Below are 14,961 nucleotides of genomic sequence, written 5' to 3' on the forward strand. Positions count from 1 at the left end.
TCTCGTTTGTCGGTGACACCGGCCGGATAGCCTTCAGTGACGTTGATCGTCGAAGGGGGAATGCGCGATGGGTGCAGAAGTCACGGCGCGAGAATTCACGCGGGCGGACCGTAGGCTCTTTCGCAAGAAAGTGCGGTCATGCGTCGACGCCATGAAGCAGATGCTCGATGGTGGTGACTTCCGAGACGCCGTCGACAAGCCGGCGCCGCTGCTGGGCATGGAGATCGAATTCAACCTGGTGAACGGGGACATGGCTCCTGCGATGTCCAACCGTGAAGTGCTCGAATCCATCGACGACGCTGCGGTTTTCCAAACCGAGCTCGGACAGTTCAACGTCGAGATGAACGTTGAACCCGGCCCACTCACCGGTGATGCAACTTTCGAATTGGAAAAGAAACTGCGCGCCTCCCTCGACGTCGCAGACGCGCGAATTCATGCGCACGACGCCGAGATGGTGATGATCGGGATGCTGCCGACTCTGCAACTCGAGCATCTCGATCGAGAGTGGATCACCGCGAACCCGCGCTACGAATTGCTCAACGAGCAAATTTTCACCGCTCGCGGCGAGGACATCGAACTCGACGTCGAAGGTGTCGCGCTACCTGGCAGCGACGTGGAAATTCTTCGGGCCGATACCAATTCGGTAGTCCCGGAGGCGGCATGTACGTCCATGCAGTTGCATCTCCGCGTTGCGCCGGAAGAGTTTGCCGCGCATTGGAATGCAGCGCAGTGTCTGGCCGGCGTACAGGTGGCGTTGGCGGCCAATTCTCCTTTCCTGGCAGGCAAGGCGCTCTGGCACGAATCGCGCATCCCGATCTTCGAGCAGGCCACGGACACAAGAACTTTCGAGCTGAAGAACCAAGGTGTGCGGCCGCGGGTGTGGTTCGGTGAGCGGTGGATCCACTCAGTGCTCGACTTGTTCGAAGAGAATTCACGGTACTTCCCGGCCCTGCTGCCTGACGTGTCGGACACCGATCCACTGGAAGTGCTCGCGGCGGGCGGGGTTCCGGAGTTGAGCGAGCTTCAGATGCACAACGGCACGGTCTATCGCTGGAATCGTCCGGTGTACGACTGCTCGGATGGCAAGCCGCACTTGCGTATCGAGAATCGAGTGCTGCCGGCCGGACCGACTGTCGTCGACATCATGGCCAATGCGGCCTTCTACTACGGCACAGTTCGGGCGCTGGTGAACGCGGAGCGGCCACTGTGGTCGCACATGTCGTTCCATGCGGCAGAAGAGAACCTGCACATCGGCGCCAAGTACGGACTCGACGCAACTTTGTACTGGCCGGAGATCGGTTGGGTCGGTGCCGACGAGTTGGTCCTGCGAAGGCTGCTGCCGTTGGCGGACGAGGGTTTGGCGGATTTCGGATTGTCCGCCGCGGCCCGCGATCGGTATCTCGGCGTCATCGAGGGGCGGTGCCTGAATCGGCAAACCGGTGCCGCCTGGCAACGAGAGCAAGTGGCGCGCGCGGAGGCCTCGGGCGCGGACCGCTCGACTGCGCTCACCGGAATGCTCCGCGGTTACGTCGAGAACATGCGGGCGGGAGATCCCGTTCACACCTGGTCCTGATTGCTCTGCTAATTCTCCTATCCGTCAACAGTTTCGGGGACCTAAGTCCCCGAAATGAAGAGGGGGCGACCCCAAAAAAGCCGGACAAGTGGGATGGTTAGAGTGAAAGTGGCTCGGTTACTTCTTCAGGAAGGTGGGCACATGAGTTCACGCGAACATAACAGTGTTGTTGTCGGAGTCGAGGGTTCGGACACTGCGTCCACTGCGCTCCGCGAGGCCGCGAAAATCGCCGCCCAGCGCGAATTACGACTCGACATCATCCACGCTCTCGACTTCGCGCCTTACGGTTTCGGCGGACCGTACGTCGACGCGGGTGGGGTGTACGAATGGGTCGAAGAGGCGGGAAAAGCGATCTTGGCAGAGGCGGAACAATTCGCCCATGAGATCGATCCGAAACTCGAAGTTCACACCGAAATCGCCATCGGCAGCGCAACTCAGTGGTTGATCGAGAGTTCGGCGCAGGCCAGGCGGGTCGTTGTCGGAGCGTCCGCTTCAGGCAAGGCGGCGACGGCAGTTCTCGGCAATACAGCGGTCGGTGTTGCCAGTCACGGCAAGTGCCCGGTCATCGTCGTGCGGGACCGCGACGGCGCAGTGCCTTCGGAGGGACCCGTCGTGGTCGGCGTCGACGGCAGTGCGCTCAGCGCGCAAGCAGTGGGCGCGGCATTCGAGGAAGCAGCGTTCCGCGGCGCCGAGTTGGTGGCGCTGCACGTGTGGAGTGACCTCGGCAGCGCGGCATTCGAAGACCCGAGGGCAGCTGCGCTTGCCCCGCAGTCTCTCGAAGAGGAAGAGCACGCAGTACTCAGCGAGAGCTTGGCCGGTTGGTCCGAGCAGTACCCGGACGTGAAGGTCCGGCGCGAGGTATACCTCGACAACCCGCGAGGACGGCTGCTGGACTGGTCGGCAAAGGCGCAGCTTGTTGTAGTCGGCAGCCGTGGCCGTGGTGGATTCCGTGGCATGCTCCTCGGCTCGACCAGCAATACCCTGATCGCTTCGGCCAAGTGCCCCGTCATGGTGGTTCGCCCCGAAGAATCCTGACCTCTCCAGGTTCTCCCGCTACCCCGTTCGTTTCGGTCATCGAATACGAACGGGGTAGTCACATGAATGCGGACTCATGTTCCGTAGTGTTCGATGTGAGTTAAGTGTTCGATGGGAGTACCAAGGCTGTGTGCGCGTCGCACACAGCGGCAATCGTCTGGATTGGGGTTACAACGTGCGTATCGGTATGGGTTTGAACTACAGCGGCGGGTTCGCCGAAACCGTCGAAGAGGTCGGTGACCTGGAGAAGGCGGGCCTGGACATCGCCTTCGTTCCGGAAGCGTATTCCTTCGACGCGGTCAGCCAGCTCGGTTACCTGGCGGCCAAGACGTCGACCATCGAACTCGCTTCGGGAATCTTCCAGATCTACACCCGTACGCCCTCGTTGACCGCCATGACGGCAGCGGGCCTGGACTTCGTCTCCAACGGTCGCTTCGTTATGGGCCTGGGTGCTTCCGGACCGCAGGTGATCGAGGGATTCCACGGCGTCAAGTACGACGCTCCGTTGGGACGCACGCGTGAGGTCGTCGAGATCTGCCGTCAGGTGTGGCGCCGCGAGAAGGTCGAATACCAGGGCAAGTACTACCAGGTTCCGCTCCCTGCCGAGAAGGGCACCGGACTGGGCAAGCCGCTCAAGCTGATCAATCATCCTGTGCGTGAGCGCATCCCGATCCTGATCGCTTCGCTCGGACCCAAGAACGTCGAACTGACGGCTGAGATCGCCGAAGGCTGGGAACCCATCTTCTTCCATCCGGAGAAGGCAGCAAGCGTATGGGGCGAGCCGATTGCGAAGGGCAAGGCCAAGCGCGATCCGAGCCTCGGCGAGCTTCAGGTGTACGCGTCGCCGGCCCTGGCCATCGGTGACGACGTCGACCACATGCTCGACTGGGTACGCCCGAGCCTTGCGCTCTACATCGGCGGCATGGGCGCCAAGGGCAAGAACTTCTACAACGACCTCGCGGTGCGATACGGCTACGAAGAGGCCGCCGAGAAGATTCAGGATCTCTACCTCGCGGGCAAGAAGGACGAGGCCGCAGCAGCCGTCCCGGACGAGCTGGTTCGCGCCGTGTCGTTGATCGGTCCCGAGAGCTACGTCAAGGAACGCGTCGCAGCCTTCGCCGAAGCCGGCGTCACGACGCTCAACGTCACGCCGTTGGCGGCCGATCGCAACGGCCGTGTTCAGCTGATCGAGAAGTTCCGCAAGATTTGTGACTGACCCTGCCGTGCGACCCTGCCGTGGGGGGGGGGGGGGGGGGGGGGGGGGGGGGGGGGGGGGGGGGGGGGGGGGGCGAATCCGGCACCGGTGGCCTCGTTGACGCCCGAAAGGGATGTTGGCGGGGCCGTTGCCGCAGTCCACCCGAACTCGGAATGTCCGATTCGGGACTCGCGTCGGCTGATGAATCCTTTTTGCCGTCATTGGGCAATAGTGTGAGGGCGAAGAGATTCTTTGGTCGATCGTGGAGGGACGAACATGAGTGCAACCAAACCCGTAGTCGTGGCAGTGGACGGCTCGGAATCGGCGTCGTCGGCTGTCGTCTGGGCCGCTCGAACGGCGGTGGCGCTCGGTCGTCCGCTGCACATCGCGACGGTGGTGCACATCCCCGCTTTCTACTACTCCGAGCCGTACCTCGCCGAGAGCTTCAAGGACGAACTTCGCCGCACTGCCACCGCTCGTCTGGACAGCGCGCAGATCCTCGCGCGACAAAGCATCGACGACGACCTCGAGATCGTCACCGAACTACTCGACGGCAGCGTCTCCGATCGCCTGATCGAATTGTCCAAGGGCGCGTACATCATTGCGCTCGGGCCCCGCGGGCATGGTGAATTCACCGGATTGGTCGTCGGTTCCGCGACGGTGTCGGTCGTCTCGCACGGCGAATCTCCGGTGGCGGTAGTCCGGGGCCGGACGCTTGATGGTCGACCGCCGACCGAAGGTCCTGTCGTCGTCGGCGTCGATGGATCCGAAAGCAGCATCGAGGCAGTCGAGCATGCTTTCGAACAGGCATCCGCTCGGGGTGCAACATTGATCGCCGTCAACGTGTGGAGCGATGTGAGCGTGCAGCCCTCCCTGGGCGCCACTCCTGACGATCCACTGTGGAGCAGCATCCAGACAGGTGAGGAAGTTGTCCTTGCCGAGCAATTGGCTGGTTTCACCGAGCGCTACCCGGACGTCGTCGTCGAGAGAGTCGTCGCGCGTGACCGTCCGGTCCGAGTGCTGAGCGAATACGCGGAGACGGCGCAATTGATCGTCGTCGGCAGCCGTGGGCGCGGCGGATTCGCGGGAATGCTCCTCGGATCGACCAGTCGGGCACTGCTCCATACTGCGGATTGCCCGGTTCTCATCGTCCGGCACGTCAACAAGTGAAGAGAATGCATTCAATGACTTTTGAGTCCACCGTCTCCGGTACCGTTCGACGTGAGATGTCTTTTGGAGGGGTTCGATGACAACGCGGATATTCCTGGTCGACGATCACGAGATCGTCAGACGCGGATTGTTCGACCTACTCGGTGGGGTCGAAGACTTCGTGGTGGTGGGTGAGGCCGCATCCGTGGGAGAAGCATTGGCTGCGGTACCGCAGAGCAATGCCGACGTCGCGGTTCTGGACGTACGGCTGCCGGACGGCAACGGCGTCGAACTGTGCCGCGAACTGCGCTCGATGCTGCCCAACCTGCGCTGCCTGATGCTCACGTCGTACGCGGACGACGAGGCACTACTCGACGCGATCATGGCGGGCGCCTCGGGATTTGTCCTCAAACAGATTCTCGGAACCGATCTGGTCGCTGCGGTCCGCACAGTCGGGCGCGGCGGTTCACTGCTCGACAGTCGGGCGACGGAGGCGCTGATGCAGCGGATCCGTAGCGACCGCACCGCTGATCCGTTGGCCGAACTTTCCGATCAGGAGCGAGCAGTCTTCGACCTCATCGGAGAGGGACTCACCAACCGGGAGATCGGCGCGCGATTGTTCCTCGCGGAGAAGACAGTCAAGAACTACGTGACGCGTCTGCTCTCGAAGCTGGGCATGCAGCGTCGTACTCAGGCTGCGGTGCTGGCCACCGAAATCCGCAGCGGCAGTCGATAGGTCTACCGACCGGACTTCGGTCGATTCGAGTTGGTGCGCCCGAGCGGTACTCGCCAGAGCAGGCGTGCACCGCTCGGATCGTGGTTGACGATCGTGCACGTACCGCCGCAATGTTCGGCACGGCGCTCGAGATTGTGAAGTCCACTCTTGTGGAAGTCGGAGGGGAGTCCGACGCCGTCGTCCTCGATCGTGATCGCAAATTCGACGTCCGCGGTGACTGCGATGGTGATGTGGTGTGCGTGTGCATGCCGAAGGACGTTGCTCAGCCCCTCACGCAGCACAGCTTCGGCGTGCTGGTGGATCCCGGGATTCACCAGAGTGTCGATGGCGCCGGAGAATTGGACGCTGGGGGTCACGGCGGACTGTGCGGTGGCGTCGCCGATGACATCGAGGAGGCGTCGGCGCAGGCTCGACGAATCGGTGGCTGTGGGAGTCTGCAGATCGAAGATGGTTGTCCGAATCTCGCGGACTGTCTTGTCGAGCTGTTCGAGGGATCGTTTGACAATCGCGCGCGCCGACTCCGGGAGGGTCTCGTCTGGAAGCGTGCTCTGCAGGCTCATTCCGCTCGCGAACAGTCGCTGGATGACGTTGTCGTGCAGATCTCGTGCGATGCGGTCGCGGTCCGCGAGAACCGATAACAGGCGTTGCGCCTTTTGTTTCTCGTCGAACTCGATTGCAACGGAGCCGAGTTCGGCCATCGACTCGATTCGGGTCAGTTCGTCGTGATCCCAGTGCGTGTTGGTCGAGTTCGACGCCACGATGACCGCGCCGACTACACCCGAGGCGACGCACATCGGTGCCACGACCGCACTTCCGGCCGACGGCACCAGTTCGGTGAGTGCACCTAAAGTGGTGAGTACCTGTAGCTTTCGAGTGCTCCGCACCACGTCGAACGGATAGGTCGTCGCTGGAATTCTGACTCCACGTGACGTGGTTCGGGCGCTGGCTGCAGCGTGAACCTGTGCGTATCCGTTCTCGCAGATCACCACGATCACGTCGTCGACGCCGGTCAGGTCCCGAACGCGACTGGCAAGAAGTTGCAGGCCGTCCTCGAGCGAGTCACCGGCCAGCAATCGCGAGCGAATGGCAGATGTTGCGGTGAGCCATCTTTCACGAGTTCGTGACTGCTCGAACAGTCGAGCATTTTCCACAGCGATGCCGGCTGCGATGGCGAGGGCCTCGAGAATGACCTCGTCTTCTTGGGTGAACTCGGCTTTTCCGCGCTTCTCAGTCAGGTAGATGCTTCCGAACACCTTTCCTCGCATCATGATCGGCGCCCCGAGGAAACTCTCCATCGGCGGATGATTTGCGGGGAATCCCACCGATTCGGGATGGTCGCCGAGATGCGCCACACGCAAAGTCTGCGGGTGATTCATCAGAACACCCAGAACGCCATGACCTTCGGGGAAATGTCCCATGGTCGCGCGTTGGGACCCGGAGATTCCCTCGTACACGAATTCCGAGAGTCCGCCCCCCGGCGCCGCAACCCCCAGGGCGCCGTAGCGGCAATCCAGAACCGTTGTCGCAGAGGTGATGATCCGTTGGAGAGTCAGGTCGAGATCCAGACCGGAACCGACCACCAGGACCGCCTCGAGCAGACGGTGGAGTGTCGGTATGTCTGCATTGGAATCGCCCAGGCGGTCGAGCAACTCGCCGAACGTGCGTGCCGGACTGTGACCCGATGCTTCGACCATGGTCGAAGCATATCGCCTCGCGGAACGTCAGCCCTCCTGACGGCGACCTTCCCACCACGACGACCAGTGATGCTTGATTTCGTCGAACTCGTCATCGCTCAGGTCGTAGGTGGTCAGCAGGATGGACATGCCTCCGTCTGGCCGCTGCGGAGTCACCGACTGGGTCGCGACAGAGAGTAGACCAGGACCGAGATCTTCGACTGTCAACCCGAATTGGTGATCGGTGACGTAGTCGACGACGCCTTCGAAATAGTCGCCGGGAGCGATTGTCGCCGCGTATCGACTTCCCGCTTCCAAACCGATTTCGGTGAGCCCGAGGACGGTTGCCGCATTCTCGCCAGGGAGCAGCAGGCCGTCGAGATAGATGGTTCTTCGCTCAGCGAGTCCGTGGTGCTCCACTGCGAATCTGAGCAACTGGAGGAACGTCGTCCATCCCTCGGTGATGTCGTCGTACCAGTCGTCGTCGGCAGATTTGGCCGGCCGATCGATGCGGACGACCGTCTTGCCGTCTTGTTCGAGAAGTGAGAAGCGGTCACCGTTTCCGAGTTTCAGCGTCAGTGCTTCGGGATCGGCCTCAGCGGTGGAGTAGATCTGGGTGATTTCGTCGTCGAGACCGTCGTACTCCCAGCCGAACCAACGACGAATCAGCGACGGGTCGCGCAGGGCGGGCCACAGAACGGACGGGGCTGCGACGATGGACACTTCGATCACGGTTTCGCTCACCCGGAAGACGGTACCGACTTCAACCCTTCATGGCGACGGTGAGCAGAAATGCAACGTCTTCGAGCGCTTCGACGCTGTGGCGGTCGGCCGGCACGGTGAGGAAATCACCGGTGGATCCTTTCCACTGGTCGCTCCCACACACAAGATTCAGCTTCCCGCTCAGGACCAACAGTGTGGCTTCGCCCGGACTGTCGTGTTCGGCGAGGCTCTTGCCGGCGCTCAGCGCGATCACCGTCTGTCGCAGGCTGCGCTGGTGGCCGCCGTAGACGGTTTGTGAACTGCGACCGCTGGTCGCCGAGCCCGCCAGTTTCAACTGTTGGCGAGCGAGAGCGGTCAGTGACTTCTTGTCCATCGAAGACCTCTCGGAAGCGGTGAATGTCGTTCTTGGAGTATGACCGACTCACTCGCGAGGTGCCTCGTTATCGGCGGAAGTCGGTCAGCGCGTGTATTCCAGCCAGCGGAAGCGCAGCCCGCTCTTCTCCGAGGTCTGCCAGGGCTCGTCGGACTTCAGGTTCCATTCGGGGCCGATCTCGGGAGCAAAGGCATCACCGGCGATGTCGAGGTCGACCTCGGTCACCAGGAGATGCGTCGCGAATGGCATTGCAGCCGAATAAATTTGCCCGCCTCCGACGACAAATACGTCACCGTCCGGCAACGCCAAGGCGTCGTCCAGCCTGTGGACTACCTCGGCGCCTTCGGCTTGCCATTGCGGATCGCGCGTGACGACGATGTTCCGACGCCCGCTGAACGGCCGGAACTTCAGCGGAATGGAGTCCCAGGTGCGCCGTCCCATGATCACCGGATGTCCCATGGTGACGCGTTTGAAGTAAGCCATGTCCTCGGACACGCGCCACGGGATCGTGTTGTCGACGCCGATGACGCCGTCGTGGGCCTGCGCCCAGATGAGGGTGACTGTGCGATCGGTCATCGTCAGACCGCTACCGGCGCTTTGATCGCGGGGTGGTGCTGATAATCGACGATCTCGACGTCCTCGAAGGTGTAGTCGAAAATGGAGTCGCGTTTGTTCAGCTTCAAGGTCGGCAACGGAAGGGGCTCGCGACCGAGCTGCTCGGTGACCTGGTCGACGTGGTTGTCGTAGATGTGGCAGTCACCGCCGGTCCAGACGAACTCGCCGACGTCGAGTCCGGCCTGCTGGGCCATCATGTGGGTGAGCAGCGCGTAGCTGGCGATGTTGAACGGAACGCCGAGGAACATGTCGGCGCTGCGCTGGTACAGCTGGCAGGAGAGCTTGCCGTCGGCGACGTAGAACTGGAAGAACGCGTGGCATGGAGCCAGCGCCATCTGCGGAATGTCGGCGACGTTCCACGCCGAGACGATGATTCGCCGCGAATCGGGGTTGGAGCGCAGGGTCTCGACGGTCTGCGTGATCTGGTCGATGTGCTCGCCCGAAGGGGTGGGCCAGCTACGCCACTGGACGCCGTAGACGGGGCCGAGTTCGCCGTTCTCGTCGGCCCACTCGTCCCAGATGGAGACGCCGTGCTCGTGCAGCCACGCCACATTGGAGTCGCCGCGCAGGAACCACAGGAGCTCGTTGACGATCGACTTGAGGTGGACCTTCTTGGTGGTGACGAGCGGAAAGCCGTCGGCAAGATCGAAACGCATCTGGTGACCGAAGATGCTGCGGGTGCCGGTTCCGGTTCGATCGGATTTGGCGGTACCCGTCTCCATGACGAGCCGGAGGAGGTCTTCGTAAGCAGTGGAGACAGTCACGGGAATCAGTCTAGGGCCTGCCTTGCCGTGCGCCTTTATTAACCTCCCGCGGTTAATAAAGGCAATATAGCCTCGGCACATGCGCGAACTCTTGGTGATCGGTATCGGTGCGGGTGATCCCGACCAGGTGACGGTTCAGGCGATCAAGGCTATGAACAGGGCCGATACGTTCTTCATCATCGGAAAGGGTGACGAGAAGCAGGCTCTGGTCGACTTGCGAACCGGCATCCTCGACGAGCACGTTCACCTCGACTACAAGGTGGTCGAGATCACGGACCCGCCGCGGGACCGAACCCCGACCGATTACGAGGGGGTTGTCGAGGACTGGCACGAGCGTCGGGCCGCGAAATTCGAAGCGGAATTCGCGGCCGAACCTGGCGTCGGAGCGATTCTCGTCTGGGGTGATCCCTCCCTCTACGACAGCACTCTGCGGATCGTCGAGCGCGTGCTCGCTCGCGGGAGAGTGACGTTCGACTACTCCGTCATCCCGGGAATCACCAGCGTGCAGTCGTTGGCTGCACAACACCGAATCGTCCTCAACCGAATCGGCGAACCCATCCACATCACGACCGGCCGCAAACTGGCCGAGGGATTGCCCGACGGTGTGGACAACGCCGTCGTCATGCTCGACGCGCATTGCACCTTCACTCAGGTGGCCGAAGACCATGCCGAAATCTGGTGGGGGGCATACCTCGGAACCGCGGACGAGGAGTTGATTTCCGGCAACCTGCGCGACGTCGAAGACCGGATCGTCGCGCGCCGGGCGGAGCTGCGCGAGAAGCACGGTTGGATCATGGACACGTACCTCGTTCGGCGCTGACACCGACCGCGGATTTGCGGCCTCGATCCTGCGCTCTTGATCCCGAACGACGGTCTGCGCACCTATGATCTGCGCATGACATCGTTCGGGCAGGACCGACTGCAGTCGATTCTGCCCGCTCCGCGTGGCCGTGAAAAATCAGCTGTGAAGTCGGCTTTCGACCTTCTCGTTCAGTGGTATCGGCGTCCTGATCAGTTCGACAGTTTCAATCGATACCTCGCCACGAAGGGCCTGGAGCTAGCCGTCCGATTGCTGGTCATCGGTTCACTGACGACGGTCATCGTTGCGATGACTCTGCTGCGCTTCAGCGACGCGGGCGTGCACAACCACGTCACCAGCGTCGTCAACGCCGTCATCATCGGAGTCACGGTCGCGGTGATCGTGCTCTTCTGCCTTCTGCCCGAAATCACGCGTCGGTGGTCGTACTTTTTTGTCGCCTACTGCGAGGTCGGCGTATTTGTCGGTGTGTTCTTGAACAGCGACCCCTTCATCGGGTTGATCCAGTGCGTGCTCTTGATACTGATCGGTGGTTACATCGCGTATTTTCACAACGCGAGACTCCAGGCGATTCACATCGCCCTGTCCATCGTGGTTCTGGCAGTGGTCGGCCGAAAGGTCGCGGTCTACGCGGATCCTGCGTTGGCCACCGCACTGTGTCTGATCATCGCCACCGGGATCGTGGTCATCCCGTTCGCCTGCCAGTTCGTCCTCTCACTTCTCGGCTCCGACGCGGACAGTTCGGATGTGGATCCGTTGACCGGCCTTCTGAATCGGCGCGGGCTGCAGCGAGCTGTTGTCGAAATGGGGGCAACGGGGCATGCGTCGAGCAAGTCGTCGTATGTCGTCGCGATCGTCGATGTCGATTCGTTCAAGAGCGTCAACGACTCGCGGGGGCACGAAGAAGGCGATCTCGTACTTCGTCAGATTGCTGATCGACTGCGGTGGTGCGGCGGGGAGAAGGCGCTCTTCGCCAGATTCGGTGGGGACGAGTTCGTCTTGGTGGACACGATCGACGTCGGTGCAGCGCCCGCATTCGAGGACAATCTGCGAAGGCACCTGCGAATCGACGATCGTGATCCGGCGGTGACGACCAGCGTCGGAGTCGCGATCACCTCTGCCGAATGGTCTTCGATCATTTCCGACGAGGAGTTGAAGGAACTGTTTCGAGTAGCAGACGCCTCGATGTACCGCGCGAAGGCCGCCGGCGGCGATCGGGTTGTGATGTGGGACGGCAAAGAGTGAGAATTGTCTGATTGCGGGGAGTTGACTGGATTACCCTGACCTTATGGAATCTGCCGAGAGTGTGGAGCGTTCGGACGCCGTCGCGTCTCAACGGCCGCTCTCGGGTCCCGCATTCCGGCTGATCTCTTCTCAACTTGTCGATTGGTATCGGCGTCCGGACCAATTCGACACCTTCAATCGCTATCTCGCGGACAAAGGGTTGACCGTCGCCTCGCGGTTTCTTGTCGTCTGCTCGTTGGTGCTGGTCACCGTGATCATGTTCTTGACTCGCTTCAGTCCACAGGGGCCGACCACTCCGCACGCGCGCACCGCGAACGCAGTCATCATCGTCATAACCGTGATGATGGCTGTCGCCCTCTCGACGAGGCGCAACCTCTCCCGTTCCTGGTCATACGCCTTTGTGCTCTATTCGGAAGTGGGAATAGCGGCCGCAATGCTGTTGTATTCCAATCCACTTGCGGCACTGGCACATGCCGTGATGTTCTCGGTGATCGGCGGATACATCGCGTTCTTCCACAATGCTCGAATACAGAGCCTGCACATGTTGTGGGTATTCGTCGTAGTCATCGGCATTGTGACGCGCATTTCCGTTGTCGAGAACTATTCGGATGTTCCGGTTCTGGTCGCTTTGACAGTTCTCGTCGGCGCGGCGATCTACGTGATCCCCTTTGCCTGTCAGTTCATCTTCTCCATTCTCGGCACCGATGCGTTGAATTCGCAGTTGGACCCACTGACCGGACTTCTCAACAGGAGGGGACTGGCCGACGAGGTGCGACTGTTACTGGAGCGGTCGTACGCCAATTCGGCGCTTGTCGTTGTCGCCGCTGTCGACATCGATCGATTCAAGACCATCAACGACGAGTACGGGCACACAGTCGGGGACGCTGTGATCGAGAAGGTCGGATCGAGACTGGTCGAATGCGCCGGCCCGGCGGCCTTGATCGCACGGATCGGCGGTGACGAGTTCATCATCGTCGATTCGGGCGATCAACGCTCGGTCGATCGACTCGAACAAGAACTTCAGCGATCAACGGTCACTGCTCCCGGCCATTCCGAGGTGGCCCTGAGCGTCGGAATCGCGAAGGTCGCAGGTCCTTTCGAATCGCCGGACGATGCACTCATCGCCTATCCCACTTTGCTGCGACGTGCAGATCGCGCGATGTACGCAGCGAAGGCGCGCGGTGGACACTCGGTGGTTCTGCTGACCGAAACGGACTGAGCACACGGTGAGTGTCCGTGGTCGGCGTTAGTCTGATGCCATGCCTGAACTACCCGAGGTGGAAGCGCTGGCAGGGTTCCTTCGTCAGCACGCGGTCGGCGCAGTGGTGGGACGCGTCGATATCGCTGCATTGAGTGTGCTCAAGACCTTCGATCCGCCGATCACGGCTTTGCAAGGGCGTGACGTCACGGGCGCCGCCCGCTTCGGGAAACATCTGGCTCTGGATTGCGACGGGTTGTGGTTGGTCACGCATCTCTCCCGCGCCGGTTGGATGCGGTGGCTCGATAATCCGTCGCCAACGCCGCCRAAGCCGGGGAAGGGGCCGTTGGCGCTGCGCGTTCATTTCTTCACACCTGAAGGGTTGACGCCGGCATTCGATCTCACCGAAGCCGGCACCAAGAAACGTCTCGCCGTGTGGGTGGTGAACGATCCGCAGGAGGTTCCGGGCATCGCCCGGTTGGGGCCGGACGCGATGGCTGTGACAGAAGCTGAGTTCGCAGAGATTCTGGGCGGGACGTCGGCGCGGATCAAGAACTCGATAGTCGATCAGTCGCTGATCGCCGGCATCGGGAACGCCTACTCGGACGAGATCCTCCATACCGCGAAACTATCGCCCTTCGCGACCTCGTCGAGGCTGACGCCGGAGCAGATTTCGACGCTGTATGCCGTGATGCGGTCCACGCTGGCCGACGCGATCGAGCGTTCGGAAGGTCAAGACGCGGCGCGGCTCAAAGGTGAGAAACGCTCGGGGATGCGAGTACATGCTCGCACCGGACTTCCCTGTCCGGTGTGCGGTGACGTCGTACGCGAGGTGTCGTTCGCGGAGCGTTCTTTTCAATACTGTGCGACGTGCCAGACAGGCGGTAAGCCGTTGGCGGACAGGCGAATGTCGAAACTGCTCAAGTAGCGAACTGCGCCGCGAGTAGTTCGACGAATTCGCGGGCCAGCGCCGACGAATGGGTGGGTTCGGTAATTGCGTGGACGATCCGATGCGGGGCATCGGTGATCGGAATACAGACCAGTTCGGGATGTTGGGCGCTCATGGACTGGGGGAGCAAACCGACACCCAGGCCGTTGGCGGTCAGTGAACAGATCAGGTCCACCGAGTTGGCTTCGAGCGTTTTTCCGCGTGGGACCTGTGATTCGGCGAAGGCTTGGTCGGTTTGGACACGGGCCTCGCTGCCGGAGGCGAAGTCCACGAGAGTGTGATCCCGTAGGTCTTCGAGTCTGATCGACGAGGCCTGGGCAAAGGGATGGTCGGGAGCAACAAACGCTGCGGTGGGTTCACTCCACAACGGTGCGGCGGCAAAGCTCTTGGGTAAGCGGCCTGCGGCCAATCCGACGATGCCGACGTCGATTGCGCCGGACCGGACTCCTTCGATAACTACTTCACTGCCGTACGGTCGCGCGGTGATGTTGATTGCAGGGTGGCGGCGTGTCAGATCTGCCAGCGCACGGCCGACGTCGACGCGCCCCGCCGAGGTGATGGTGCCGACCGTCAGCCGCACTTGCTCGTTGCTCCGTGCCGAGACATCACTGACCAGTCTCGACACGGCGCCGAGCACCTCACGGGAGCGGGCGACAAAAACCTCCCCGGCAGCAGTCAGGCCGACGTTTCGACTGTTGCGGTTGAACAATTCGACTCCCAGTTCCTTTTCGAGGTCTCTGATCTGGGCACTCAACGCGGACTGTGAAACGTGCAACCGCGCGGCTGCACGGCTGAAGTGTCTGTCTTCCGCGACTGCCAGGGCGTAGCGGATGTGACGTAGTTCCATTGCACAAATCTATCGCTTCTGGAGATAGATCATGCATATCTATCTATTGGACGCGCGTCGGTGTGGGCG

At 61.7% G+C, this 14,961-nt stretch carries 15 protein-coding genes; 9 read left to right on the plus strand and 6 right to left on the minus strand.

Annotated features, from left to right (window positions below; all coding sequences use genetic code 11):
• Positions 1–67: 67 nt before the first annotated feature.
• From AC1DVN_RS19190 to AC1DVN_RS19210, 5 genes are all read left to right on the plus strand, one after another.
• Entirely contained in the window at positions 68–1,573 is a 1,506-nt protein-coding gene (locus AC1DVN_RS19190) for a glutamate-cysteine ligase family protein (RefSeq protein ID WP_378667592.1), read from the plus strand.
• Between the two features lie 141 nt (positions 1,574–1,714).
• On the plus strand, positions 1,715–2,608 hold the full coding sequence (locus AC1DVN_RS19195; RefSeq protein ID WP_019744789.1) for a universal stress protein: 894 nt from the start codon (positions 1,715–1,717) through the stop codon (positions 2,606–2,608).
• 175 nt (positions 2,609–2,783) lie between these two features.
• Positions 2,784–3,824: an LLM class F420-dependent oxidoreductase gene (locus AC1DVN_RS19200; RefSeq protein WP_007727670.1), complete on the plus strand. Its 1,041-nt coding sequence runs from the start codon at positions 2,784–2,786 to the stop codon at positions 3,822–3,824.
• Between the two features lie 255 nt (positions 3,825–4,079).
• A complete protein-coding gene (locus tag AC1DVN_RS19205; RefSeq protein ID WP_003946389.1) occupies positions 4,080–4,973 on the plus strand; it encodes a universal stress protein in 894 nt (297 codons plus the stop codon).
• 76 nt (positions 4,974–5,049) lie between these two features.
• On the plus strand, positions 5,050–5,688 hold the full coding sequence (locus tag AC1DVN_RS19210) for a response regulator (RefSeq protein ID WP_019744786.1): 639 nt from the start codon (positions 5,050–5,052) through the stop codon (positions 5,686–5,688).
• A 2-nt stretch (positions 5,689–5,690) separates the two neighbouring features.
• Here AC1DVN_RS19210 and AC1DVN_RS19215 read toward each other — a convergent pair whose 3' ends face one another.
• The 5 genes from AC1DVN_RS19215 to AC1DVN_RS19235 form a co-directional block, all read right to left on the minus strand.
• Positions 5,691–7,382, minus strand: coding sequence for a sensor histidine kinase (locus AC1DVN_RS19215; RefSeq protein ID WP_021332279.1), 1,692 nt, complete (start codon positions 7,380–7,382; stop codon positions 5,691–5,693).
• Positions 7,383–7,409: 27 nt separating this feature from the next.
• Positions 7,410–8,105: a hypothetical protein gene (locus tag AC1DVN_RS19220; protein ID WP_070795877.1), complete on the minus strand. Its 696-nt coding sequence runs from the start codon at positions 8,103–8,105 to the stop codon at positions 7,410–7,412.
• A 19-nt stretch (positions 8,106–8,124) separates the two neighbouring features.
• Entirely contained in the window at positions 8,125–8,457 is a 333-nt protein-coding gene (locus AC1DVN_RS19225) for a cupin domain-containing protein (protein ID WP_003946336.1), read from the minus strand.
• A gap of 84 nt (positions 8,458–8,541) precedes the next feature.
• Entirely contained in the window at positions 8,542–9,033 is a 492-nt protein-coding gene (locus tag AC1DVN_RS19230) for a dihydrofolate reductase (protein WP_477994127.1), read from the minus strand.
• Positions 9,034–9,035: 2 nt separating this feature from the next.
• Complete coding sequence (locus AC1DVN_RS19235; RefSeq protein ID WP_003946427.1) at positions 9,036–9,836, minus strand: thymidylate synthase; 801 nt, start codon at positions 9,834–9,836, stop codon at positions 9,036–9,038.
• A gap of 79 nt (positions 9,837–9,915) precedes the next feature.
• On the opposite strand from AC1DVN_RS19235, the gene cobF reads away from it, so the two are divergent.
• The 4 genes from cobF (at position 9,916) to AC1DVN_RS19255 (ending at position 14,024) form a co-directional block, all read left to right on the plus strand.
• Entirely contained in the window at positions 9,916–10,656 is a 741-nt protein-coding gene (cobF, locus tag AC1DVN_RS19240; protein ID WP_021332282.1) for a precorrin-6A synthase (deacetylating), read from the plus strand.
• A 75-nt stretch (positions 10,657–10,731) separates the two neighbouring features.
• Positions 10,732–11,898: a GGDEF domain-containing protein gene (locus AC1DVN_RS19245; protein ID WP_477994128.1), complete on the plus strand. Its 1,167-nt coding sequence runs from the start codon at positions 10,732–10,734 to the stop codon at positions 11,896–11,898.
• A 43-nt stretch (positions 11,899–11,941) separates the two neighbouring features.
• Positions 11,942–13,117 (plus strand): GGDEF domain-containing protein, encoded by a 1,176-nt coding sequence (locus AC1DVN_RS19250; protein WP_020908671.1) that lies wholly within the window; start codon positions 11,942–11,944, stop codon positions 13,115–13,117.
• 40 nt (positions 13,118–13,157) lie between these two features.
• Complete coding sequence (locus tag AC1DVN_RS19255; protein ID WP_019744780.1) at positions 13,158–14,024, plus strand: Fpg/Nei family DNA glycosylase; 867 nt, start codon at positions 13,158–13,160, stop codon at positions 14,022–14,024.
• Here the strand turns inward: AC1DVN_RS19255 and AC1DVN_RS19260 are convergent.
• Positions 14,017–14,892, minus strand: a complete 876-nt coding sequence (locus AC1DVN_RS19260; RefSeq protein WP_317558752.1) for a LysR family transcriptional regulator — start codon at positions 14,890–14,892, stop codon at positions 14,017–14,019. The two genes, AC1DVN_RS19255 and AC1DVN_RS19260, sit on opposite strands and share 8 nt — an antisense overlap.
• Positions 14,893–14,961 lie beyond the last annotated feature (69 nt).

The sequence above is a fragment of the Rhodococcus sp. P4_E4 genome (assembly GCF_056401575.1).